This is a genomic window from Caulobacter sp. 05L422 (assembly GCF_056397765.1).
This window is the reverse complement of sequence record NZ_JBFTOB010000010.1, coordinates 1-21535: the sequence shown is the minus strand read 5'-3', so window position 1 is coordinate 21535 and position 21535 is coordinate 1. Positions and strand designations below refer to the sequence as shown.

The 21535-nt window shown below is 69.3% G+C and carries 19 protein-coding genes and 1 pseudogene; 7 read left to right on the top strand and 13 right to left on the bottom strand.

All coding sequences use genetic code 11. The features are described 5' to 3' along the window. Window positions 1–3: 3 nt before the first annotated feature. Window positions 4–2052 (top strand): penicillin-binding protein 2, encoded by a 2049-nt coding sequence (gene mrdA, locus AC1DMQ_RS11025; RefSeq protein WP_477033603.1) that lies wholly within the window; start codon window positions 4–6, stop codon window positions 2050–2052. Continuing rightward, a complete protein-coding gene (rodA, locus tag AC1DMQ_RS11020) occupies window positions 2049–3206 on the top strand; it encodes a rod shape-determining protein RodA (protein WP_477033602.1) in 1158 nt (385 codons plus the stop codon). Before mrdA ends, rodA begins: the two co-directional genes overlap by 4 nt. 146 nt (window positions 3207–3352) lie before the next feature. On the opposite strand, the gene AC1DMQ_RS11015 is transcribed toward rodA, so the two are convergent. Continuing rightward, window positions 3353–4609 (bottom strand): DNA polymerase IV, encoded by a 1257-nt coding sequence (locus tag AC1DMQ_RS11015; RefSeq protein WP_477033601.1) that lies wholly within the window; start codon window positions 4607–4609, stop codon window positions 3353–3355. A gap of 13 nt (window positions 4610–4622) precedes the next feature. Further along, complete coding sequence (locus tag AC1DMQ_RS11010; RefSeq protein ID WP_477033600.1) at window positions 4623–5270, bottom strand: hypothetical protein; 648 nt, start codon at window positions 5268–5270, stop codon at window positions 4623–4625. Window positions 5271–5392: 122 nt separating this feature from the next. Here AC1DMQ_RS11010 and divK point away from each other — a divergent pair, with 122 nt between their 5' ends. Together divK and AC1DMQ_RS11000 are read left to right on the top strand one after the other, a co-directional pair. After that, a complete protein-coding gene (divK, locus tag AC1DMQ_RS11005; RefSeq protein ID WP_029916211.1) occupies window positions 5393–5761 on the top strand; it encodes a cell-cycle response regulator DivK in 369 nt (122 codons plus the stop codon). Between the two features lie 4 nt (window positions 5762–5765). After that, window positions 5766–7130 (top strand): PleD family two-component system response regulator, encoded by a 1365-nt coding sequence (locus tag AC1DMQ_RS11000; RefSeq protein ID WP_477033599.1) that lies wholly within the window; start codon window positions 5766–5768, stop codon window positions 7128–7130. A gap of 88 nt (window positions 7131–7218) precedes the next feature. On the opposite strand, the gene AC1DMQ_RS10995 is transcribed toward AC1DMQ_RS11000, so the two are convergent. From AC1DMQ_RS10995 to AC1DMQ_RS10980, 4 genes are all read right to left on the bottom strand, one after another. After that, window positions 7219–7998: a glutaminyl-peptide cyclotransferase gene (locus AC1DMQ_RS10995; protein WP_477033598.1), complete on the bottom strand. Its 780-nt coding sequence runs from the start codon at window positions 7996–7998 to the stop codon at window positions 7219–7221. Between the two features lie 117 nt (window positions 7999–8115). Beyond that, window positions 8116–8283: a 50S ribosomal protein L33 gene (gene rpmG / locus AC1DMQ_RS10990; protein ID WP_010920317.1), complete on the bottom strand. Its 168-nt coding sequence runs from the start codon at window positions 8281–8283 to the stop codon at window positions 8116–8118. 81 nt (window positions 8284–8364) lie between these two features. Further along, a complete protein-coding gene (locus AC1DMQ_RS10985; RefSeq protein WP_477033597.1) occupies window positions 8365–8811 on the bottom strand; it encodes a DUF6265 family protein in 447 nt (148 codons plus the stop codon). A gap of 174 nt (window positions 8812–8985) precedes the next feature. Continuing rightward, complete coding sequence (locus AC1DMQ_RS10980; protein ID WP_477033596.1) at window positions 8986–9714, bottom strand: NUDIX hydrolase; 729 nt, start codon at window positions 9712–9714, stop codon at window positions 8986–8988. Window positions 9715–9895: 181 nt separating this feature from the next. On the opposite strand from AC1DMQ_RS10980, the gene AC1DMQ_RS10975 reads away from it, so the two are divergent. From AC1DMQ_RS10975 to AC1DMQ_RS10965, 3 genes are read left to right on the top strand one after another with little or no spacing between them, the layout of a single operon-like run. Continuing rightward, complete coding sequence (locus AC1DMQ_RS10975; protein ID WP_477033742.1) at window positions 9896–11191, top strand: amidohydrolase; 1296 nt, start codon at window positions 9896–9898, stop codon at window positions 11189–11191. A 2-nt stretch (window positions 11192–11193) separates the two neighbouring features. Further along, window positions 11194–11469 carry a hypothetical protein gene (locus AC1DMQ_RS10970; RefSeq protein ID WP_477033595.1) on the top strand — a complete coding sequence of 92 codons (276 nt, stop codon included), beginning with the start codon at window positions 11194–11196 and terminating at the stop codon, window positions 11467–11469. A 20-nt stretch (window positions 11470–11489) separates the two neighbouring features. Then, on the top strand, window positions 11490–12536 hold the full coding sequence (locus AC1DMQ_RS10965; protein ID WP_477033594.1) for an SGNH/GDSL hydrolase family protein: 1047 nt from the start codon (window positions 11490–11492) through the stop codon (window positions 12534–12536). A gap of 33 nt (window positions 12537–12569) precedes the next feature. Here the strand turns inward: AC1DMQ_RS10965 and rnr are convergent, their stop codons facing one another. The 7 genes and pseudogenes from rnr to AC1DMQ_RS10930 all read right to left on the bottom strand — a co-directional run. After that, the gene (gene rnr / locus AC1DMQ_RS10960) at window positions 12570–14903 is read right to left on the bottom strand and encodes a ribonuclease R (RefSeq protein ID WP_477033593.1); all 2334 of its coding nucleotides are present in this window, start codon (window positions 14901–14903) and stop codon (window positions 12570–12572) included. A gap of 361 nt (window positions 14904–15264) precedes the next feature. Next, window positions 15265–15627, bottom strand: a complete 363-nt coding sequence (locus AC1DMQ_RS10955; RefSeq protein WP_477033592.1) for a hypothetical protein — start codon at window positions 15625–15627, stop codon at window positions 15265–15267. Window positions 15628–15658: 31 nt separating this feature from the next. Then, entirely contained in the window at window positions 15659–18331 is a 2673-nt protein-coding gene (gene topA / locus AC1DMQ_RS10950) for a type I DNA topoisomerase (protein WP_477033591.1), read from the bottom strand. A gap of 162 nt (window positions 18332–18493) precedes the next feature. Then, window positions 18494–19594 carry a DNA-processing protein DprA gene (gene dprA, locus AC1DMQ_RS10945; protein WP_477033590.1) on the bottom strand — a complete coding sequence of 367 codons (1101 nt, stop codon included), beginning with the start codon at window positions 19592–19594 and terminating at the stop codon, window positions 18494–18496. Then, window positions 19594–20256 carry a glycerol-3-phosphate 1-O-acyltransferase PlsY gene (gene plsY / locus AC1DMQ_RS10940; protein WP_477033589.1) on the bottom strand — a complete coding sequence of 221 codons (663 nt, stop codon included), beginning with the start codon at window positions 20254–20256 and terminating at the stop codon, window positions 19594–19596. The genes dprA and plsY overlap by 1 nt, the downstream gene beginning before the upstream one ends. A 134-nt stretch (window positions 20257–20390) precedes the next feature. After that, the gene (locus AC1DMQ_RS10935) at window positions 20391–21122 is read right to left on the bottom strand and encodes a hypothetical protein (RefSeq protein ID WP_477033588.1); all 732 of its coding nucleotides are present in this window, start codon (window positions 21120–21122) and stop codon (window positions 20391–20393) included. A gap of 252 nt (window positions 21123–21374) precedes the next feature. After that, window positions 21375–21460 (bottom strand): annotated as a pseudogene (locus AC1DMQ_RS10930) (hypothetical protein); the annotation flags it as partial. Window positions 21461–21535 lie beyond the last annotated feature (75 nt).

Here is a 21535-nt window from a genome sequence, read left to right as displayed (position 1 = left end):
GCCATGAGCGAACCGTCAATCTTCTTCTTCGAGGTCAACGAGCGGCAGGGGGTGTTCCACCGCCGCGCGTTCCTGATGGGCGGCCTGGCCGGCGGCGGCCTGCTGGCCCTGGGCGGACGCCTGGCCCAGCTGCAACTGGTCGAGGCCCGGCGCTATCAGAAGCTGTCGGCCGGCAACCAGTTCAACTACCGCCTGACGCCGCCGCCGCGCGGCCTGATCCTGGACCGCAACGGCGTGGCCCTGGCCTCCAACCGGCCGAACTTCCGGCTGATGATCACCAAGGAATCCAAGGACTTCGACGTAGAGGCCGCCCTCGACGACCTGGCCCTGCTGGTGCCGATCGACGGCACGCGCCGCGCCCGGTTGATCAAGGACATCGCCCGCGCGCCCCGCAAGGCGCCGGTGGCGGTGATGGAGGACATGACCTGGGAGGAGTTCTCCCGGGTCAACATCCGCGCGCCCGAACTGCCCGGCGTGACCGCCGACATGGGCGAGGTGCGGGTCTATCCGTTCGGCGGCGCCTTCGCCCATGTGATCGGCTATGTCGCCAAGGTTTCCGACCGCGACCTGGAGAAGGCCAAGGACGAGCCCGACCAGGACCTGCTGCACCATCCGGGCTTCCGGATCGGCAAGCAGGGGGTGGAAAAGGCCCTGGACCGCGAGCTGCGCGGCCGTCCCGGCGCCACCAAGGCCGAGGTCGACGCCCAGGGGCGCACCGTGCGCCTGGACCCCGAGGGCGACATCCCGCCGACTCCGGGCAAGGAAGTGCGGCTGACCCTCGACGCCGACATCCAGAACCGCGCCCTGGAAGTGATGGGCGACGAAAGCGGCGCCATCGTCGTGATGGACATCCGCAACGGCGACCTGCTGGCCATGGTCTCGGCCCCCAGCTTCGACGCCAACCGCTTCGTGAAGGGACTGTCGGGTCCGGAGTACAAGGCGCTGGCCGAGTACGAGCGCAAGCCGCTGCTGGACAAGGCGCTGAGCGGCAATTTCCCGCCCGGCTCGACCTTCAAGCCCACCGTCGGCCTGGCGGCCCTGACCGCCGGGATCGATCCCGAGGTCCGCGTGAACTGCGGCGGCAGCTGGTACTACGGCGGGCGGACCTGGCGGTGCTGGGAAAAGCGCGGCCACGGCTCGCAGAACCTGCACGAGGCCATCAAGAACTCGTGCGACATCTACTTCTACCAGACGTCGCTGAAGATCGGCCCCGACGCGATCGCCACCGCCGCCCGGGCGATGGGCTTTGGCGAGACCTTCGACATCGGCATTCCCGGCCAGAAGAAGGGCTTGGTGCCCGATCGGGCGTGGAAGAAGCGGGCCTTCAAGAAGAATCCCGCCAACCAGATCTGGTTTCCGGGCGAGACCCCCAGCTACGGGATCGGGCAGGGGGCCCTGAGCGTCAACGCCCTGCAGCTGGCGGTGATGACCGCCCGCCTGGCCAACAGCAAGAAGGCGCTCAATCCGCGCCTGATCAAGTCGGTCGGCGGCGTCGAGCAGCCCAGCGGCGCCGCCGTGCCGGACCTGCCGTTCACCCAAGAACACCTGACCTATGTGCGCGGCGGCATGGAGGCCGTGGCCAACGACGTGCGCGGCACCGCCTACCGCCAGAGCCAGCTGGGCCTGGGCGACGTCAAGATGGCCGGCAAGACGGGCACGGCCCAGGTGCGCAGCTACGACAAGGTCGCCAACCGCAAGAGCGACAGCGTCGCCTGGCGGCTGAAGGACCACAACCTGTTCGTGGCCTTCGCGCCCTATGACGATCCGCGCTACGCCGTGGCGGTCATCATCGAGCACGGGGGCCTGGGCGGCGCCACCGCCGGCGCCCCGCGGGCCCGCGAGGTGATGCGCGTGGCGCTGCTGAAGGACCCCGAGGTCCGCGCCCGCATCGAACGGCCCATGCCGTTGCCCGAAGAGCCGGTCGAGACCACGCCTGACGGTTCGGTCGAGGGCGCCGCGCCCGAAGACCCGACCGTGGGCGCGCCGCCCCCGGCTCCCGCCGCCACGACTCCCATTGTTCCCGCGTCTCCCGCTCCTGGAGCTCCCCGATGACCCTCAGCGGCGGCCTCAGCCGGCCCGGCGAACGCGACCGGCCGATCATCAAGTTCATGGAGATCGACTGGACCCTGTGTCTGGTCCTGTGCCTGATCGCCGGCACCGGCGCCCTGATGCTGTTCTCGATCGCCGGCGCCTCGTGGGAGCCGTGGGCCGACAAGCACCTGCTGCGCTTCGGCATCTATTTCGTGATGATGATCGCCCTGGCGATGATTGACCTGCGGGTCTGGTTCACCATGGCCTATCCCGTCTATGGCGTGGCCCTGCTGCTGCTGGTGGCGGTGGAGGCGGTCGGCGACGTGTCGCTGGGCGCCCAGCGCTGGCTGGCCATCGGCCCGCTGCGCTTCCAGCCGTCCGAGATCATGAAGATCGGCGTCGTCCTGGCCCTGGCCCGCTACTATCACGGCCTGTCGGCCGACAGCGCCCGTCTGTCCTGGAAGTTGTTGGTCCCGCTGGCCCTGATCGGGGCGCCGACCCTGCTGGTCGCCCACCAGCCCGACCTGGGCACGGCCGTGCTGATCGCCCTGCCGGGCCTGTCGATCATGGTGCTGGCCGGCCTGTCGCTGCGGCTGATCATCGGCGGGATCGTGGCCGGCCTGGCGGCCTTGCCGCCGTTCATCTTCCTGGTGCTGCACGAGTACCAGCGAAACCGGATCATGACCTTCATGAACCCGGAGAGCGATCCGTCGGGCAACGGCTACCACATCATGCAGTCCAAGATCGCCCTGGGATCGGGCGGGCTGATGGGCAAGGGCTTCGGCCTGGGCTCGCAGAGCCAGCTGAACTTCCTGCCGGAAAAGCAGACCGACTTCATCTTCGCCACCCTGGCCGAGGAGTTCGGCTTCATCGGCTGCTTCAGCGTGCTGTTCCTGTACGGCGTGGCGATCTTCATGGCCCTGCGCATCGCCTCGATCAGCCACAGCCACTTCGGACGCCTGTCGGCGGCCGGCGTCACCGCCACCTTCGCCCTCTACGTGCTGATCAACGGCGCGATGGTCATGGGCATGGCCCCGGTGGTGGGCGTGCCCATGCCGATGCTGTCGTACGGCGGCACCGTCATGCTGACGGTCATGATCGGCTTCGGGCTGGTGCAGGCGGTGAGGGTGCACCGATACACCGAAGTGACCAGCGGCAAGGGTTCGCTGATGTAGGGGCTAGTGGGGGCGAGCACTTGCCCCCTACGGATCGCTTCGCGATCGTCTTCCCCCACAGGGGGAAGAGGCGCCGCGCTTTCGTCCTCCGCCCCCTATGGGGGCGGACAGACCGCGAAGCGGTCAGGTGGGGGCAAGTGGGTGAGCTACTTCCCCTTCAGCGCCCGCCCGGTCATCACCGCTCCCGCCCCATACTTCCCCCGCAGCCCGTCGATCACCGTCTCGCTCTTCAGCGCCTTGCGCTCGTCGCCGGCGAAGAAGTCGTCGGCCGCGCCCTCGGCGGGGACGAAGTCGGTCAGCCCCGCGCCGATCAGGCGGTAGTGCAGACCGCCGGGCTCGGCCGCCAGCAGTTCGCGCGCCACCTGGAACAGGGTGCGGGCGGTCTGGATCGGGACGGGCAGGGTGCGGCGGCGGGTATGGATCTTGAAGTCGGGCGTGCGCAGCTTCAGCGTCGCCACCCGGCCCGCCACACCGCCGGCCCGGGCCTGGCGGGCGACCTTCTCGCACAGCGGCCACAGCTCGTCCTCGAGCTCCTCGCGCTTGTAGAGGTCGTCGTTGAACGTGGTCTCGGCGCTGATCGTCTTGCGCTCCTGGTCAGGATCGACCAGCCGGGTGTCGCGGCCATGGGCCAGGTGGTGCAGCCGCAGGCCGCTCGAGCCCAGCACCTTGACCAGCCATTTGAGGTCGGCGTTGGCGATGTCGCCGACCGTGCGCAGGCCCTCCGAGGCCAGGGCCGTGACGGTGGCCGGGCCGACGCCGGGCAGGATCGACACCGGCCTGGGGGCCAGGAACTCGGCGATCCCCGTCGCCCCGATTACCGAGAAGCCGCGCGGCTTGTCCAGCTCGGAGGCGATCTTGGCCAGGAACTTGTTGGGCGCCAGGCCGATCGAGACGGTGATCTGGACCTCGGCCTCGATCTCCTTCTGCACGCGGGCCAGCATCACCGCCGGCGGGGCGCCGTGCAGGCGCTCGGTGCCCGACAGGTCGATCCAGGCCTCGTCCAGCGACAGCGGCTGCACCAGGGGCGTCAGGGCCTCCAGCTTGGCCATGATCCGCCGGCTCTCGTGCTTGTACTTGGCGAAGTTGGGCTTGATGACCACGGCCTCGGGGCACAGCTTCAGCGCCTTGTACATCGGCATGGCCGAGCGCGGCCCGCTCATGCGGGCGATGTAGCAGGCCGTCGTCACCACCCCTCGCTTGCCGCCGCCCACGATCACCGGCTTGTCGCGCAGGGTCGGGTCGTCGCGCTTCTCGACCGAGGCGTAGAAGGCGTCGCAGTCCATGTGGGCCATGCTCAGCTGGCCCAGTTCCTCGTGGAAGATCACGCGTGGCGAACCGCAGGCCGGACAGCGCGAGACCTTGGCCTCGCCCGTCGCCAGGCAGTCGCGGCAGAGGGCCTTCATTAGAGGAGGGCCTTCATGGGAACAGCTTGCGCTCGATGGCCGTCTTCAGGTCCGGCCACAGGTCGAACCTGGGATGCCGCTCGGGATCGCCCGGCGCGAGGGGGCGCAGGCGTTCGTCGGCCACCATCTGGAAGCGGTTCACCCACGGTGCGCTTTCGGCCACCGATTCCAGCTGCGGCAGCAGGTCGTCGATGAACACCGACGGCGAGGCCGTGCGTTGGGAAAGGTCGGCCGCCGACGGACCCTTGGGGCCGCTGTTGATCACCAGCGGATAGTCGAAGCCATGGGTCTTCAGCCAGCGGGCGCGCGACTGGCGGCCGTGCTCGGGGGCGTTGGTCAGGATCACCACGTCGGCTCGGGTCGACAGGTCGGCCAGGGCGTCGGCCGCGCCCTCGGCCGGCAGCAGGTCGTCAGCCCCGTCGCGGAAGAAGTCGTCGAACAGCGCCCGCCCGGCGATCAGGTCCAGGTGCTCGGTCTCGCCGGGGCGATAGATGTTCTGGAACAGGGCGTAGCGGTCGAATCGCAGCTCGAATCCGTGGCGTCCGATGAACGTTCCGAAGCCATGCATGAAGCGCGCGAGGACCTCGTCCACATCGACGATGACCAGCGGCGTATCTGGGCGCACGGTGCAGGCTTGGAGGTCGGAGAAACAGGGTTCCATGATCTACGATAGGTCGAGGTAAACGCGATTAGCGCGGGCTTAAGGATATTCGTGCGATCTGGAATCCAGAAGCGACGCGAATCCCTCACGCATCGCCACGGACCGGAATGGTCGGGGTCAGGATGACGAAGAAGGTCCTCATCGTCGAGGATAACGAGCTGAACATGAAACTCTTTCATGACCTGCTCGAAGCCCAGGGCTATGAGACCCTGCAGACCCGCGAGGGTCTGCAGGCGCTGTCGATCGCCCGTGAGCACCGTCCGGACCTGATCCTGATGGATATCCAACTGCCCGAGATCTCAGGCCTCGAAGTCACCAAGTGGCTCAAGGAGGATGACGATCTGTCACATATCCCTGTCGTCGCCGTTACGGCATTCGCCATGAAGGGCGACGAGGAACGCATCCGTGAGGGCGGGTGCGAGGCCTATATCTCCAAGCCCATCTCGGTGTCGCACTTCCTGGACACCATTCGCCGGTTGCTGGAGAGGTAGGCCCGTGAGCGCGCGCATCCTGGTCGTCGACGATATCGAGGCCAATGTCCGCCTGCTCGAGGCCAAGCTTTCGGCTGAGTATTATCAGGTCTCCGTCGCCTATGACGGCCCCACCGCCCTGACCCTGGCGGCGAGCGAGCTGCCTGACGTGATCCTGCTGGACGTGATGATGCCCGGCATGGACGGCTTCACCGTCTGCAAGAAGCTCAAGGACGATCCCACCACCCGCCACATCCCGGTGGTGCTGGTCACGGCGCTGGACGGCCGCGCCGACCGCATCCAGGGGCTGGAGGCCGGCGCCTCGGACTTTCTGACCAAGCCCATCGACGACGTCATGCTGTTCGCCCGCGTGCGCAGCCTGACCCGCTTCAAGCTGGTGATCGACGAACTGCGCCAGCGCGAGGCCTCGGGCCGCCGCATGGGCGTGATCGCCGGCGCCGCCTCGCGCCTGGACGGCCTGGGCGGTCGGGTGCTGGTGGTCGACGACAACGAACGCCAGGCCCAGCGCGTCGCCGCCGAACTGGCGATCGAGCACCGCCCGGTCATCGAATCCGATCCCGTGAAGGCCCAGATCAGCGCCGGCGGTCCGGTCGACCTGGTGATCATCAACGCCGCCGCCAAGGGCTTCGACGGCCTGCGCTTCGCCGCCAGCCTGCGGTCGGACGAGCGCACCCGCCACCTGCCGATCCTGGCCATGGTCGATCCCGACGAGCGCCAGCGCCTGGTCAAGGCGCTGGAGATCGGCATCAACGACATCCTGCCGCGGCCGATCGATCCGCAGGAGCTGGCCGCCCGGGTCAAGACCCAGATCCAGCGCAAGCGCTACACCGACTACCTGCGCCAGAACCTCGACCACAGCCTGGAGCTGGCGGTCACCGACCAGCTCACCGGCCTGCACAACCGTCGCTACATGGCCGGCCAGTTGGACTCGCTGGTCAAGCGCGCGGCCCTGGGCGGCGATCCGGTCGCGGCCCTGCTGATCGACATCGACCACTTCAAGAAGATCAACGACGGCTTCGGCCACGACGTCGGCGACGAGGTGCTGCGCGAGTTCGCCCTGCGCCTGGCCTCGAACGTCCGCGCCATCGACCTGCCTTGCCGCTACGGCGGCGAGGAGTTCACGGTGATCATGCCCGACACCCAGCTGGTCGACGCCCTGCGCATCGCCGAGCGGATCCGCATGCACGTCTCCGGCTCGCCGTTCCGCGTGGCCCAGGGCAGCGAGCTGCTGACCGTGACCATCTCGATCGGCGTCTCGGCCACCAGCGGCCCCAACGACACCCCCGAGACCCTGATGAAACGGGCCGACGAGGCGGTGTACGAGGCCAAGAAGTCCGGCCGCAACGCCGTGGTGGGCAAGGCGGCCTAACTACGGCCGGGGACACGCCCTTGGGCGTGTGCCCAATTTCAGACGCCGCGACTAGCGATGGGGACACGCCCAAGGGCATGTCCCCGGCTCAGCGCTTCACCACCCTGATCTCGTACATCCGCGGCCACAGCTTTCCCGTCACGATCAACCGGTCCGCCTTGGCGTCGTAGGCGATGCCGTTCAGCACGTCGGCGCGGTCGCGGTCGGCCTCGGGCAGCAGCCCCGTCAGGTCGATCCAGCCGCTCACCTTGCCCGTGGCCGGGTCGATGCGGGCGATGCGGTCGGTCTGCCAGATGTTGGCGTAGATTTCGCCCTCGACCCATTCCAGCTCGTTCAGCTGGTCCACCGGGCGGCCCTCGTCGGTGACGGTGATCCCGCCGGTCTCCTTCAGGGTCTCGGGGTCCAGGAACCGCAGGCGCGACGTTCCGTCGCTCATGATCAGGCGCTTGTCGTCGCGGGTCAGGGCCCAGCCCTCGCCGGCGTAGCTGAATTCGCCGCGCGTCTCGAAGTCGTCGACGCCGTAGACGAAGCCGATCTGGTTCTTCCAGGTCAGCTGGATCAGCCGGTCCTTCCAGTCGATGATCCCCTCGCCGAAGTACTGGCTGGAAATCGAGCGCTCGTTCTCGACGCTGCCGGTCTCCAGCACGATCTTGCGGATCGACGAGGCGCCCTCCAGGCCCGTGCTCTCGTACAGGAAGCCATTTCGCAGGAAGAGGCCCTCGGTGAAGGCGTTGGGGTCGTGGGGGTAGGTGCGCACCACCTCGTAGCCGTAGACCGGGGTGGAGGCTTGAACCTGGGCCAGCGGCGAACCGAGGCCCAGCAACAGAATCAAGGCCAGCCAGAGGGACGGAAGCGGGATTCGGCGCATGGCCCAGCTAGGCCTTTCCTCGGCGGCGAAAACAAGACGGTCCAGGCGAACGGCCTCAAACGAAAAACGCCCGGCTTCGCAGCCGGGCGTCTGTCACGTCACGAAGGGTCGCAAGACCTACTTGATCTTGCCTTCGCGGAATTCGACGTGCTTGCGGATGACCGGATCGTACTTCTTCAGCACCATCTTCTCGGTCTTGGTGCGGGCGTTCTTCTTGGTCACGTAGAAGAAGCCGGTGTCCGCCGTCGAGTTCAGGCGGATCTTGATGGAAGCCGGTTTGGCCATGGTCGAATCCCTGCGATGGTCGCGCAGGTCCCTACGCGGTCGAAATAAGAGGCGCGGAACATACTCACCGGCGGCGCAAAGTCAATTGCCCGATGCGCACCGCTTGTAGGGGAAATCGACGCTTCTGGCCTGGCCGCCGATCTGGCCCTCGATCCGGGCGACGATCTGGTCGGCGCCGAGGCGGCGATAGATCACGCGTTGGGGGAAATCGTGGGTCGGGTTCTCGAACACCGCCATGTCCGGCGTCAGGCTCTTGAGCGGGAAGGTCGCCTTCTCCTGGCCCGAAGGCTCGGCCATGTAGGCCAGCGAGCCGTCGGCCTCGACGATGCGGGTATATTCGTAGTCGCGCAGCTTGCCGTCGCGGAGGGTGCGGCCCATGCCCAGCATCACCCCGCCGCCGGGACCCATCCACCGCTCCTCGATCACGTCGTTGGGGCGGGTCTGGATCCAGCAGCCTTGCAGCCAGGTCATCTGGTCGATGGTGGCGGGCGGCCCGGCTAGCTGGGCCGCGAGGATCAGGGCGAGCATGTGGGCCTCTTCCGCTTAGTCGGATTAGCAGGTCCTCCCCCTGTGGGGGAGGTGTCGGCGAAGCCGACGGAGGGGGGAGTGATCGGCGGATAACCACAACCCGGACCTTCGACCCCAAACTCCCCCACCGGCCTTCGGCCGCCTCCCCACAGGGGGAGGGCCTGAGCTCGCGCCCTAGAGGTAACTCAACTGCCGCGCCCCGCGCAGGAAGCGCATGAACGGCGCGGGGCGTCCAGGGTCGGCCAGGCGCTGGGCCACCTCGTGGACGACGAAGCGGGTGATGTTGGGCAGGTCCAACTCGCGGGCGGCGTCGAAGTCGAACCAGCCGATCTCGTCCAGCTCGCCGCAGTCGGGCTGGCGCTCCAGGCTCAGCAGGGCCGAGGCGGGGGCCATGAAGAACCGGGCGTCGAAGCGGCGGGTGCGGTAGGGCGGAGTGATGGCCCGAGCCACGAAGGCCAGCGGCGCCAGGTCGGGCAGGGCGCCCTGGGCCAGGAACGGCCGCCAGGCGCCCGCGCCGGGTCGCGCGGGTGCTTTTCGGGCCAGCAGCAGGCCGGTCTCCTCGAAGGTCTCGCGCACCGCCGCCAGGGCCAGGGCGCGGGCCAGGCGAGGGGGATTGGCGTGGCGCGGCTCCAGGGCCAGGCGCGCGGCGGTCTCGGGCGCCAGTTCGCTGGCCGAGGGCGCCAGGTAGTCGCCGCGGTCGACCCGGCCGCCGGGAAACACCCACTTGTCGGCCATGAAGGCCAGGCCTCGGTTGCGGCGGCCCATCAGCAGTTGGGGCTTGGGACCGTCGTCACGCACGACGATCAGGGTGGCGGCATGGCGGGGCTTCAGCGCGCCGGCGCCTAGATCGCGGACGTCGCCGTCGTTGCGGGTGTCGAATTTGGCGTCGATCGGCTCGTCCATGGACGCGAGCTTAGACCCGACTCACGTCAGCGCCATCCGTCCGTAGGGGCAACTGGCGGTGAGTGGTCAGAGGACACGCCGCAAGGGCATGTCCCCAGCTCGCGACGGGGACATGCCCTTGCGGCGTGTCCCCAACCCAGTCCAAGCTCCGCCCAGGGATTTCGGGGATTGAGGGATGGCCATGTTCGCAAGGGTTTCGGCATTGGCGCTGGCCATCGGATTGGCTAGTGCACCGGCCTTCGCCGCGCCCTCCGTCGCTCAGGTTCAAGCCGCCGCCAGGGCCGTCCAGCCCAAGGTCGTGGCCTGGCGGCGCGACATCCACGAGCATCCCGAGCTGGGCAACCAGGAGGTCCGCACCGCCGCCCTGGTGGCCAAGGAGCTTCGCGCCCTGGGCTTCGAGGTCCGCGAGGGCGTCGGCCGCACCGGCGTGGTCGGGGTGCTGAAGGGCGGCAAGCCCGGCAAGGTCGTGGCCCTGCGCGCCGACATGGACGCCCTGCCGGTCGAGGAGAAGACCGGCCTGCCGTTCGCCTCCAGGGTCACCGCCCAGTGGGAGGGGCGGACCCTGCCGGTCATGCACGCCTGCGGCCACGACACCCATGTGGCCATGCTGCTGGGCGCGGCGACGGTGCTGGCGGGCATGAAGGCCGACATTCCCGGCACGGTCGTGGTGCTGTTCCAGCCGGCCGAGGAGGGCTCCCAGGCCGGGGAAGAGGGCGGGGCGGGCCTGATGATCCGCGACGGCGCCCTTGACCATCCCAAGGTCGACGCGATCTTCGGCCTGCATATCGGCCCCGGCGACGCCCACGCCCTGAACTACCGGGCCGGCGGCTTCTATGCGGGCTCCGACCGTCTGACGATCACGGTCAAGGGCAAGCAGACCCACGGGGCGCGGCCCTGGGCGGGCGTCGACATGGCCAGCGTCGCGGCCGACATCGTCCAGGCCTTCAACCAGCTGTCGGCCCGCCAGATCGACGTCGGCGCCTCGCCCACCGTCCTGACCGTGGCGACGATCAACATGGGGGTGCGCAACAACATCATCCCCGAAGACCTGACCATGACCGGCACCTTGCGCACCTTCAACGCCGAGCGCCGGGCCGACGTCATCGACAAGGTCCAGAAGACCGTGGCCGCCATCGGCGACCGCTACGGCGCCAAGGCCCAGGCGGTGTTCACCCAGCCCTATCCGGTCACCCGCAACGACGCGGCCCTGTCGGCCTGGGTCAAGCCGGTGCTGGAGCAGGCCTCGCCCGGCAAGGTCGACGACCAGGCGGCCCTGGTCACCGGGGCCGAGGACTTCTCGCGCTACGGCGAGAAGGTCCCGGCGGTGTTCATCCAGCTGGGCGGCCGCCCGGCCAGCGTGCCCGCCGCCACGGCCCCGGCCAATCACTCGCCCTATTTCGATGTCGACGAGGCGGTGCTGGAGACCGGCGTGAAGGCCGAGGTGCTGCTGGCGCTGGACTATCTGGCGAAGAAGTAGCGATGAAGGCTGAGCACTTCTCTCTGGATCCGAACGATGTCGGCTATCTGAAGATGAGCCCGCGTACACGCGGCAAGCCGGGCTCCCCGATCACCGACGTTCGCTCCACCATCCTGACGCTGACCCACCGGCCGACCGGCCTGCAGGTCAAAGGCGAGGTTCCGGAGGGGCGCTACACCAACGCCCAGATGAATGCCCAGCAGGACGCCCTGCATCGGACGCTCATGGCGGAGCTGACGGCCCTGGTGGCCAAGAAACTGCGGTTGCCGGGGCGATGACCGCTTCGAAGGAGACCTGCTTGCGATCCCTGTTCCTGGCCGCCGTCGCGGCCTTGGCCCTGTCGAGTCCGGCGACGGCGCAGACCGCCCTGACGCCCAACATCGGCGGCCGGACGGTGGCCCTGCCCGGCGGCGGTTACGCGTTCGGTTGGCCCGGCGTCTATTTCGAGGGACGCTTCACGGGGCGATCGGTCGAGGTGGCGGTCGATCCGCAGCTCGAGCACCTGGCGGTGAGCATCGACGGCAAGGTCCGCACCGAGCTGGACCTGCCCGGCGTCACGCGCATGAGTTTCGACGACCTGGGCCCGGGCGAGCATGTCGTGCGGGTGGACAAGCTGACCGAGAGCCAGACCGGCTCGGCGCGGTTCCTGGGCTTCACCGTCGGCAGGGGCGGCCAGGCCCTTCCGCCGCCCAGCCGTCCGCGCAGGATCGAGTTCATCGGCGACTCCCACACGGTCGGCTATGGCGTGCGCGCGACCAAGCGCAGCTGCACCCAGGCCGAGATCCACGACCTGACCGACACCAGCCTGGCCTTCGGACCGACCCTGGCGGGGCGGCTGGACGCCGACTATCGGATCGTCGCCTTCTCCGGGCGGGGCGTGGTGCGCAACTACGGCGGCGGCGCGCCGGGCCAGACCTTGCCGGTGCTCTATTCGCGCATGATCCCCGGCCAGGCCGCGCCCAGCGTGGATCCGGCGGACTCCTGGCGACCTGACCTGATCGTCATCGGCCTGGGCACCAACGACTTCTCCACGCCTGTGGCGCCGGGCGAGGCCTGGGCCGACGAGGCGGCCTTGCACGCCGCCTACCGCCAGACCTATGCCGGTTTCGTCCGGGACCTGGCCAAGCGCCAACCCCAGGCCCGCTTCCTGCTGATCGCGGGCGACAGCTTCGCGGCCGATGTCGATGAAGTGGTCAAAGCGGTCGATGCCGAGACGCCGGGCCTGGCGACCCCGGTGCGGATCACCGGCATGGACCTGGGCGCCTGCGACTGGCACCCGTCGATCGCCGACCAGCGGATGATGGCGGATCGGCTTGAGGCGGCGGCGAAGGCGGTTCTGCCCTAGTCACCTTCTCCCTCTGGGAGAGGGTTTCTAAGCCTACCGCCGCTTCCCGCGCCGCACGCCCTTCGGCAGCCCGCCGCGCGGCTTGATGGCGGGCTTGCCCCGGATGCCCAGCCGCGGCCGTGGAGCCTTCGGATCCACCGGCAGCGCATCCGTCAGCATCTCGAACAACAGCCCGCCGGTCACCGGCGTGGCCTCGCGCAGCTTCACCTCGACCGCCAGGCCCAGCGGGAAGCGCTTGCCCGTGCGCTCGCCGACCAGGGCGTGCATGCGGTCGTCGTGGACGAAATATTCCTCGCCCAGGGTCGAGACCGGCACCAGGCCGTCGGCGCCCGTCTCGTCCAGCTTCACGAACAGGCCAAAGCGCGTGACCCCCGTGATCCGCCCGGTGAAGGTCGCGCCCACCCGGTCGGCCAGGAAGGCGGCGATGTAGCGGTCGGTGGCGTCGCGCTCGGCGGCCATGGCCCGGCGCTCGGCGTGGGTGATTACCTCGGCGGTGTCCTTGATCTGCGAGATGTCCTGGTCGGTCAGGCCGTCATCGCCCAGGCCCAGGGCGCGGATCAGCGCCCTATGCACGATCAGGTCGGCATAGCGGCGGATCGGGCTGGTGAAGTGGGCGTAGCGGGCCAGGTTCAGGCCGAAGTGGCCCAGGTTGTCGCTGGAATAGTGGGCCTGCATCTGGGTGCGCAGGACCACCTCGTTGATGATCGCCGCGTGCGGGCTCTCGCGCGTGTCGTCCAGCAGCTTGTTGAAGCGCGCCGTGGTCGGGGCCTCGCCCTTCGACCATTTCACCTCCAGCGTCTGCAGGAACTCGGTCAGGCTCATGACCTTTTCCTGGCTGGGCGTGTCGTGCACCCGGTAGATCAGCGGCGTGCGCTTGGCTTCCAGGCTCTCGGCGGCCGAGACGTTGGCCTGGATCATCATCTCCTCGATCAGCTTGTGGGCCTCGAGGCTGGCGCGGCGGGTGATCGACTGGATCTCGCCCTCGCGGATGATGATGCGGCGCTCGTCGCTCTCGATGGCCAGGGGCGAGCGCTGCTCGCGGCCCTTGCCCATCAGGCGGAAGGCGGCCCACAGCGGGCGCAGGATCGGATCCAGCAGCGGACCGGCCTTGTCGGCGTCCTGGCCGTCGGGCGGAGCCACGCCGTCGATGGCGGCCTGGGCTTGCTCGTACGACAGCTTGGCGGCGCTGCGCATCAGGCCGCGCACGAACTTGTGGCTCTTCTTGCGGCCCTGAGCGTCGAACACCATCCGCACGGCCAGGGTGGCGCGGTTCTCGCCTTCGCGCAGGCTGCACAGGCCGTTGGACAGGGTCTCGGGCAGCATCGGCTCCACCCGGTCGGGGAAGTAGACGCTGTTGCCCTTCTCGCGGGCGTCGCGGTCCAGGGCCGAGCCGGGGCGCACATAGGCGGCGACGTCGGCGATCGCCACCCAGACCACCCAGCCGCCCACATTGCCGGGTTCCGGATCGGGATGGGCGTAGACGGCGTCGTCGTGGTCGCGGGCGTCGACCGGGTCGATGGTCACGAACGGCAGATCGCGCAGGTCGTCGCGACCCTCCAGCGTCGGCGGCTTGGCGGCGGCGGCCTCGGCCTCGGCTTCCTCCGAGAAGCCGGTCGGGATGCCGTGGCTGTGGATGGCGATCAGCGAGGCGGCGCGCGGATCGTCCTCGCTGCCGACCACCTCCAGCACCTTGCCGAACTTGGGGCCGTAGCGGGCCGAGGCCGTGCCCACCTGGGCCAGCACCAGGTCGCCGTCCTTGAGGTCCTTGGCCCCCTGCTCGTTGAGCAGCAGGCTTTCCTTGGACTTGCGGTCGACCGGCTCGACGCGGGTCTCGCGGCGATGCTTGCGGATGACGCCCAGCACCTTGTGGGCGCTCTGGCCCAGGCGCTTGATCAGGCGGGCCTCGGTCTCGCCGCTCTCCAGTTGCTCGAAGCGGACCAGCAGGCGGTCGCCCATGCCCGGCGCGCCGCCGGCCGCGGCGTCGCCCTTGCCCGGGGCCAGCCGCACCTGCGGCAGGTCCTCGCCGCCCTTGGTCAGGCGGACATAGAGGTCGCCGTCGGCGTCGCGCTCGACCACGTCCACCACCCCGACCGGGGGCAGGGCGCCGGCTTCGGCGAAGCCCCGGCGACCGCGCTTGCCCAGACTGCCGTCGGCCTCCAGGGCGCGCAGCATTTCGCGCAGGGCCCGGCGATCCGCGCCCTTCAGGCCGAAATGACGGGCGATGTCGGCTTTGCCGCTCTCGCCGGCGTCGCGGAGGAAAGCGATCAGCGTCTCGCGATCGGGCAGGCCGGCGGGCGGCTTGGGAGCCTTGGCCCCTTTCGAGGCGGCGGGGAACTTGGACGACTTGGGCGAGCGCGGTTTAGCCATGCTCCTCGTCTAACGCGGCGAGGGGGGAGATGGGAAAGGGAAATGGCGCTGGATGCGCCTCATTCCCCGAAGTGAGCGGACGTTCGATCCCCTCTCTCATAGAGAGAGGGAGGGGCCCGCCGCCGCAGGCGGTGGGAGGGTGAGAGGTTACAGCCTCGCCGAACGGAGCACTGCCAGGAGGTCGTCGATGGGCCCGCTGGGATCGGTCAGTTGGCGGTCGCATCCATGCGAGAGCTTGGATTCCTCGAAGAGCGCGCAACGGAAAGACCCGAGGTTTTCCGGCTGGCGGTGAAACCTCTCACCCTCCCACCGCTTCGCGGCGGGCCCCTCCCTCTCTCTATGAGAGAGGGGTTTCACGGCGTCAGTACAGGTCCTCGATCCGCTGCGGCGTGGATTGCGGCGGCGGTTCGGGCTTCTTTTCGGGCTCGGTCGGGACGGGCGGGGCCTCGACGACCGGGGCCTCCTCGGCGGGCGGCGCCTCGACCTCTTCGACCGGCTTGGGCTTGGGGGCCTCGACCGGCGGAGGCGGGGCGACCTCGGCGGCCACCGGCGCGGCGTCGCGCACCGGCACGCCCGAGACCTCGGCCAGCGGCGCGGTCGAGACCGCCTGCCGGTCGGTCTTCACCAGGGCGTTCTTGAGCCCGAACGCGAAGCCGCCGACGCTGATCGCCGACAGGATCACGACCACGACAGGCAGCGGAAGAGGGCGTTCGAGCGTCGTCATGACCCTAGCCTAACTCCACCGCCGAGGCGCGTCACGCCTCGGCTTTGGCCTTCTTGGCGGCGGGCTTTTTCGCCGCCGGTTTCTTGGCGGCCGGCTTCTTGGCCGGAGCCTTCTTCGCCGGCGCCGCGCCGTCGGCCACGGCCTTCGCCTTGGGCGGGGCTTTCTTGGGGGCCGCCTTCTTCGCCGGCTTCTTGCCGCCGCCGCCCTTGGCGACGCGGTCGGCGATCAGGGCCACCGCTTCGTCCAGGGTCAGGGCCGCCGGGTCAGCGCCCTTGGGCACGTTGGCGTTGGTGTCGCCGTGCTTGATGTAGGGGCCGAAGCGCCCCGACAGGACGCGGATCGGCTTGCCGTCTTCCGGGTGGTTGCCCAGTTCCGCCAACGCCGCCGCCTGGCCGCGCTGCGGACGCCCGCCGCCGGCCCGCTTGTCGGCCAGCAGGGCCACCGCGCGGTTCAGGCCGATGTCGAAGACGTCTTCCGGATTCTCGAGGTTGGCGTAGGTGCCCTCGTGCAGCACGAACGGCCCGAAGCGGCCCAGGCCCGCCGTGATGGTCTTGCCGTCGTCCGGATGCTTGCCGACTTCGCGGGGCAGGGACAGCAGGCGCAGGGCCTTTTCCAGGTCGACCGCCGCCGCCACCCAGCCCTTGGGCAGACTGGAGCGCTTGGGCTTGTCGCCGCTGTCGGCCGCGGCCAGTTCCTCGACATAGGGTCCGAAGCGGCCGTTCTTCAGCCACACGGCGCGACCGGTCGCCGGGTTGATGCCCAGCTCCTTGTCGGCGGCTTCCGCTTCGCCTTCGCCTTCGCTGGTGGCCAGCTGGCGGGTGAAGCGGCATTCGGGATAGTTCGAGCAGCCGATGAAGGCCCCGAACTTGCCGGTCTTCAGCGACAGCAGGCCGGTGCCGCAGGTCGGGCACGAGCGCGGGTTGGAGCCGTCGCCCTTGTCGGGGAAGATGTGCGGGCCCAGGGCCTCGTTGAGGGCGTCCAGGACGTTGGTGGTGCGCAGCTCGGCGATCTCGCCGACCGCGGCCGCGAAGTCCTTCCAGAAGTCGCGCAGGAACTGTTTCCAGTCCAACTTGCCGTCCGACACCAGGTCCAGCTGCTCTTCCAGGGCGGCGGTGAAGTCGTACTCCACGTAGCGGCGGAAGAACTGCTCCAGGAACGCGGTGACCAGGCGGCCCTTGTCCTCGGGGATGAAGCGCTGCTTCTCCATCTTCACGTAGGCGCGGTCGCGCAGCACGGTCAGGACCGAGGCGTAGGTCGACGGACGGCCGATGCCCAGCTCTTCCATCTTCTTGACGAGGCTGGCTTCCGAATAGCGCGGGGGCGGTTCGGTGAAGTGCTGGTCGGCGCGGGCGTCCAGCACCTTGGCGGCGGCGCCTTCCTCGATGATCGGCAGGCGGGCGCTGTCCTCGTCGCCCTCGTCGTCGCGGCCTTCCTCGTAGACGGCCAGATAGCCGGGGAAGAGCACGACCTGGCCCGTGGCGCGCATGCCGGTCTGGCCGTCGGCGCTCTCCAGGTCGACCGTGGTGCGCTCGATGCGGGCGCTCTCCATCTGCGAGGCGATCATCCGCTTCCAGATCAGCTCGTACAGACGGCCCAGGTCCGGCTCCAGGCGCAGCGAACCGGGGTTGCGGCCCAGGCTGGTCGGGCGGATGGCTTCGTGGGCCTCCTGGGCGTTCTTGGCCTTGGCCTTGTAGTAGCGCGGGGTCTCGGGGACGTAGGACGCGCCGTAGACGTTGCCGATCACGCTGCGCGCTTCGGCGATGCCTTCCGGCTCGACCGACACGCCGTCGGTCCGCATGTAGGTGATCAGGCCGACGGTCTCGCCGCCGATGTCGATGCCTTCGTACAGCTTCTGGGCGGCCTGCATGGTGCGCTGGGCGCTGAAGCCCAGCTTGCGCGAGGCTTCCTGCTGCAGGGTCGAGGTGGTGAAGGGCGGGGCGGGCGAGCGCTTGCCGGGCTTCTTCTCGACGGCGGCGACCTTGAAGGTCGCCTTCTGCACGGCGGCGCGGGCGGCCAGGGCCGAGCCCTCGTTGCCCAGGTCGAACTTGGTGAGCTTCTTGTTCTCGTGCTTGACCAGGCGGGCCAGGAACGGCTCGGCGCCGGCCGTGACGTCGGCCTCGACGGTCCAGTATTCCTGGGTCTTGAAGCGCTCGATCTCCAGCTCGCGATCGACGATCAGGCGCAGGCAGACCGACTGCACGCGACCGGCCGAGCGGCTGCCCGGCAGCTTGCGCCACAGGACGGGCGAGAGGGTGAAGCCGACCAGGTAGTCCAGGGCGCGGCGGGCCAGGTAGGCCTCGACCAGCTCCATGTCGATGTCGCGCGGATGGGCCATGGCCTCGAGCACCGAGGCCTTGGTGATGGCGTTGAAGGTGACGCGCTGGACGGTCTTGTCCTTGATCGCCTTCTTCTTCTGCAGCACCTCCAGCACGTGCCAGCTGATGGCTTCCCCTTCGCGGTCGGGGTCGGTGGCCAGGATCACGCCGTCGGCGCCCTTCATGGCGTCGACGATATCGCCGATCCGCTTGGCGGCCTTGGCGTCGACTTCCCAGCTCATGGCGAAGTCGTTGTCGGGCTCGACCGAGCCGTCCTTGGACGGCAGGTCGCGGATGTGGCCGTACGAGGCGAGAACCGTGTAGCCGGACCCGAGGTACTTGTTGATGGTCTTGGCCTTGGCCGGGCTCTCGACGACGACGACGATCATTAGGACCTTGATGCCTGGGAATTGGGGTCGTCCCCCAGGCGAACCAGGGCGACGAGGGCCGGAAAGTGGGGGCGGCGCCAGGGGTCTGTCAACGGCGGCCGTGGCGGACGGCGCATTTGGTTCCCGGCTCTCTCTATAGAGAGAGGAATATTTGAGCTCCGCTCAGACCCCCGCCACCATCCCGCCCGGGAGCAGTTCCGCCCGCTCGGCCAAGGCCAGTTCGACCAACGCCGCCATCACCGCCGAGGTCGGGGCGCGGGTGGCGCGGACCAGTTCGTCGCGGGAGACCGGGGTGGGGGAGAGCAGGCGGGCGACCTCCTCTCGCAGGGCGTCGTGGTCGATGTCGACGTCCTCGTCCTCGGCCGCGTAGGGCCGCTCGCGCTCGCGCAGGTGGGCTTGGCCCGACAGCGAGCGCAGCACGTCCTCGACGCCCTCGCACAGGATCGCGCCCTGGCGGATCAGGTCGTTGGGGCCCTTGGCGCGCGGGTCCAGCGGCGAGCCGGGCACGGCGAAGACGTCGCGGCCCTGCTCGGCGGCCAGGCGGGCGGTGATCAGCGAACCGGACTTCAGCTCGGCCTCGACCACGATCACGCCCAAGGACAGGCCCGAGATGATGCGGTTGCGGCGGGGGAAGTCCTTTGCGATGGCCCGGCGGTCGGGGGCGCTCTCGCTGACCACGCAGCCGCCTTGGCCGGCGATGCGGGCGTGCAGCTCGGCGTGTTCGGGCGGGTAGATGTCGCTGACCCCGCCGCCCAGCACCGCCACCGTGCCCGTGGCCAGGGCGCCTTCGTGGGCCGCGCCGTCGACGCCGCGCGCCAGGCCCGACACCACCACATAGCCGTGCCGGCCCAGCTCGGTCGCCAGCTGGCGGGCGAAGCGCTGACCGCCGGCCGAGGCGATCCGGGCGCCGACGATGGCCAGGCTGGGCTGGGACAGCAGCTCGGCGTGGCCCAGGGCCCACAGGACCGGCGGCGGCGGGTCCAGGGCGGCCAGGCGCGGCGGAAAGTCCGGTTCGCAGGCGCAGATCAGCCGCGCGCCGAGGCGTTCGCCGCTGTCGAGTTCGCGACGGATCTCGTCCTCGGGCGGCGGGCGCAGGGGCGAGGCGCGGCCGGCGCGACGGGCCAGGTCGGGCAGGGCGATCAGGGCGCGCTCGGCCGAGCCGAACCGCGAAAGCAGATGGTCGAAAGCGACGGGGCCGACCGTCTCGGTGCGCGCCAGCCGAAGCCAGGCCAGGCGCTCTTGGTCCGAGAGGCCCCGCGACATCAGGCCCCCGCGTTTGTGTTTTGGGGAGGCGGCGCTTCGGCCGTCTTCTTCTTGCCGATGCGGGGCTCCTGGCCCTTCAGCAGTCGGCTGATGTTGTCCTTGTGGCGGATGAAGATCAGCACGGCCATGAACAGGCAAAGGCCCAGGAAGGCGACCTCCTGGTCGGTGGCCAGGGCGAACGGCGCGGCCAGGGCGGCGGCGACCAGGGCGGCCAGCGAGCTGATGCGGAACAGGGCGGCCACGGCCAGCCAGGTGACGGCGGCCAGCAGGCCCACCGGCCAGCAGGCGGCCAGCAGCACGCCGTAGAAGGTGGCCACGCCCTTGCCGCCCTTGAACTTCAGCCAGACGGGGAACAGGTGGCCGGTGAAGGCCGCGCCGCCGGCCAGGGCGACGATGAAGGCGTTGTCGTGGCTCAGCCAGCGGGCCAGCAGCACCGCCGCCACGCCCTTGCCGGCGTCGCCGACCAGGGTGATGGCCGCCAGGTCCTTGCGGCCCGAACGCAGCACGTTGGTCGCGCCGATGTTGCCCGAGCCGATCTGCCGGATGTCGCCGGCCCCGCCCAGCCGCGTGGCGATCAGGCCGAACGGGATCGACCCCAGCAGATAGCCGCCGAGGATGGTGAGGCCGAGGGACAGGTAGACGGCTTGGGCGAGATCTTGCACGAGTTACGACCTATGGATGTGGTGAAGCTGCCCGTCGGACCGGGCGCAAGGCAAGGGCGAAAACGCCTGTTTCGGCTTTTATAGCGGCGCTCGGGCGGGGGACTCCACCGTTTTCCCGGCGGATGGCGCGTGGCTCATCGCGTCAGGAAGGCCCGGAGGTGTTCTGGAAGCGCCTCCCGGCCGATCTGGACGCCCGCCGCATCGTCGCGGTTCTCGATCAGGGTGAAGGTGTCCGCGTGCGAGAACAGAAGTTCGACGACCTCGTCGCGGTGGTTCAGGATCTCGATGAAGCCGTCGGCGACGCCAAGCAGGTTGTCGATCTCTCGGAGCATCAGGTCGAAGCCGGCCAGGACGTAGCCATCTCCCGTCCCAGCCTTGGTCTTGGTGTTGTCGAAGCGCAGCGCGATCTTGGGGTGCGGCGCTCGGCGCCAGTCCGACGTCGGCACGACACGGCCGAACAGCAGGCCGAACGCTTCCGGCGTCTCCGATCCCGAGAACTCGCTCTCGAAAATCGGGACGCAGAGCGTGGCGCGCGGTCGCTCGGCGTCCAGCCGCCCCTTGAGCTGGGCGTGATAAGCCTGCGGCGCGGACAGGACATGGGTGAAGCCGTAGGCGTTCGCTGGCAGCGCGGACTTGGTGAGACGCTCGACCGCCTGGTCGCCGACGGTCTTCAGGACCATCACGGCGAAGGCGTCGTCGATGAGGTCGTCCGACACGACAAAGGGCGTGAAGCCGTCCGCGGCGGGCAACAGGAAGTAGGTGTGGATCGTCTTCTTGGGCAGTTCGTCGCCGCATCGGACCAGGCCGTCGCCCAGGTCGTCCACCGGGTAGAAGTTGGCGACCAGCTTGTCGAAGGTGATTGTCACGCTTGCCTCATCGCGCCGGCCGCGCACGCGGCGCGACGTCCGGATCGATTTATCGCCGTGGCGGGGGCCGGCGCGCAAGGCCTCGCCCACGACGCGCCAGAGCCCGCGCGGTCTTGACCCCTCTCCCTGTAGGAGAGGGCTTTTGACCGCTTATGCTCGGCGTTCAGCGAACAAACCCCCGCGATTTCAACGCCCTGAACTTTCTCGACCCGCGTCTGTCCTCACCCTCCAGACCGCCCGTATCCTTGACTCACCTCGTCGCATGGAAAGGGCGCAAGGCCAGCGACCGATGCGGCGGCGGGGGGCGATCGAGCGGGACTGGGCTGGAGGGGGTTACTTCAGCGTGTCCGGGGAGCCTGGCGTTGCAGGCCCCGCCCGCCGTCGGCGTCGAACGGGGACAAAGCGCGTGTATT

Bases quoted from the DNA above. Each gene is read 5' to 3' on its own strand.
- AC1DMQ_RS11010 (WP_477033600.1), bottom strand. From the start codon at position 5,270: ATGGAACCCTGTTTCTCCGACCTCCAAGCCTGCACCGTGCGCCCAGAT.
- AC1DMQ_RS10955 (WP_477033592.1), bottom strand. From the start codon at position 15,627: ATGACGACGCTCGAACGCCCTCTTCCGCTGCCTGTCGTGGTCGTGATC.
- AC1DMQ_RS10980 (WP_477033596.1), bottom strand. From the start codon at position 9,714: ATGGACGAGCCGATCGACGCCAAATTCGACACCCGCAACGACGGCGAC.
- AC1DMQ_RS10995 (WP_477033598.1), bottom strand. From the start codon at position 7,998: ATGCGCCGAATCCCGCTTCCGTCCCTCTGGCTGGCCTTGATTCTGTTG.
- AC1DMQ_RS11015 (WP_477033601.1), bottom strand. From the start codon at position 4,609: ATGAAGGCCCTCTGCCGCGACTGCCTGGCGACGGGCGAGGCCAAGGTC.
- dprA (WP_477033590.1), bottom strand. From the start codon at position 19,594: ATGTCGCGGGGCCTCTCGGACCAAGAGCGCCTGGCCTGGCTTCGGCTG.
- AC1DMQ_RS10970 (WP_477033595.1), top strand. From the start codon at position 11,194: ATGAAGGCTGAGCACTTCTCTCTGGATCCGAACGATGTCGGCTATCTG.
- rnr (WP_477033593.1), bottom strand. From the start codon at position 14,903: ATGGCTAAACCGCGCTCGCCCAAGTCGTCCAAGTTCCCCGCCGCCTCG.
- rodA (WP_477033602.1), top strand. From the start codon at position 2,049: ATGACCCTCAGCGGCGGCCTCAGCCGGCCCGGCGAACGCGACCGGCCG.
- AC1DMQ_RS10985 (WP_477033597.1), bottom strand. From the start codon at position 8,811: ATGCTCGCCCTGATCCTCGCGGCCCAGCTAGCCGGGCCGCCCGCCACC.
- mrdA (WP_477033603.1), top strand. From the start codon at position 4: ATGAGCGAACCGTCAATCTTCTTCTTCGAGGTCAACGAGCGGCAGGGG.
- rpmG (WP_010920317.1), bottom strand. From the start codon at position 8,283: ATGGCCAAACCGGCTTCCATCAAGATCCGCCTGAACTCGACGGCGGAC.
- AC1DMQ_RS10975 (WP_477033742.1), top strand. From the start codon at position 9,896: ATGTTCGCAAGGGTTTCGGCATTGGCGCTGGCCATCGGATTGGCTAGT.
- divK (WP_029916211.1), top strand. From the start codon at position 5,393: ATGACGAAGAAGGTCCTCATCGTCGAGGATAACGAGCTGAACATGAAA.
- topA (WP_477033591.1), bottom strand. From the start codon at position 18,331: ATGATCGTCGTCGTCGTCGAGAGCCCGGCCAAGGCCAAGACCATCAAC.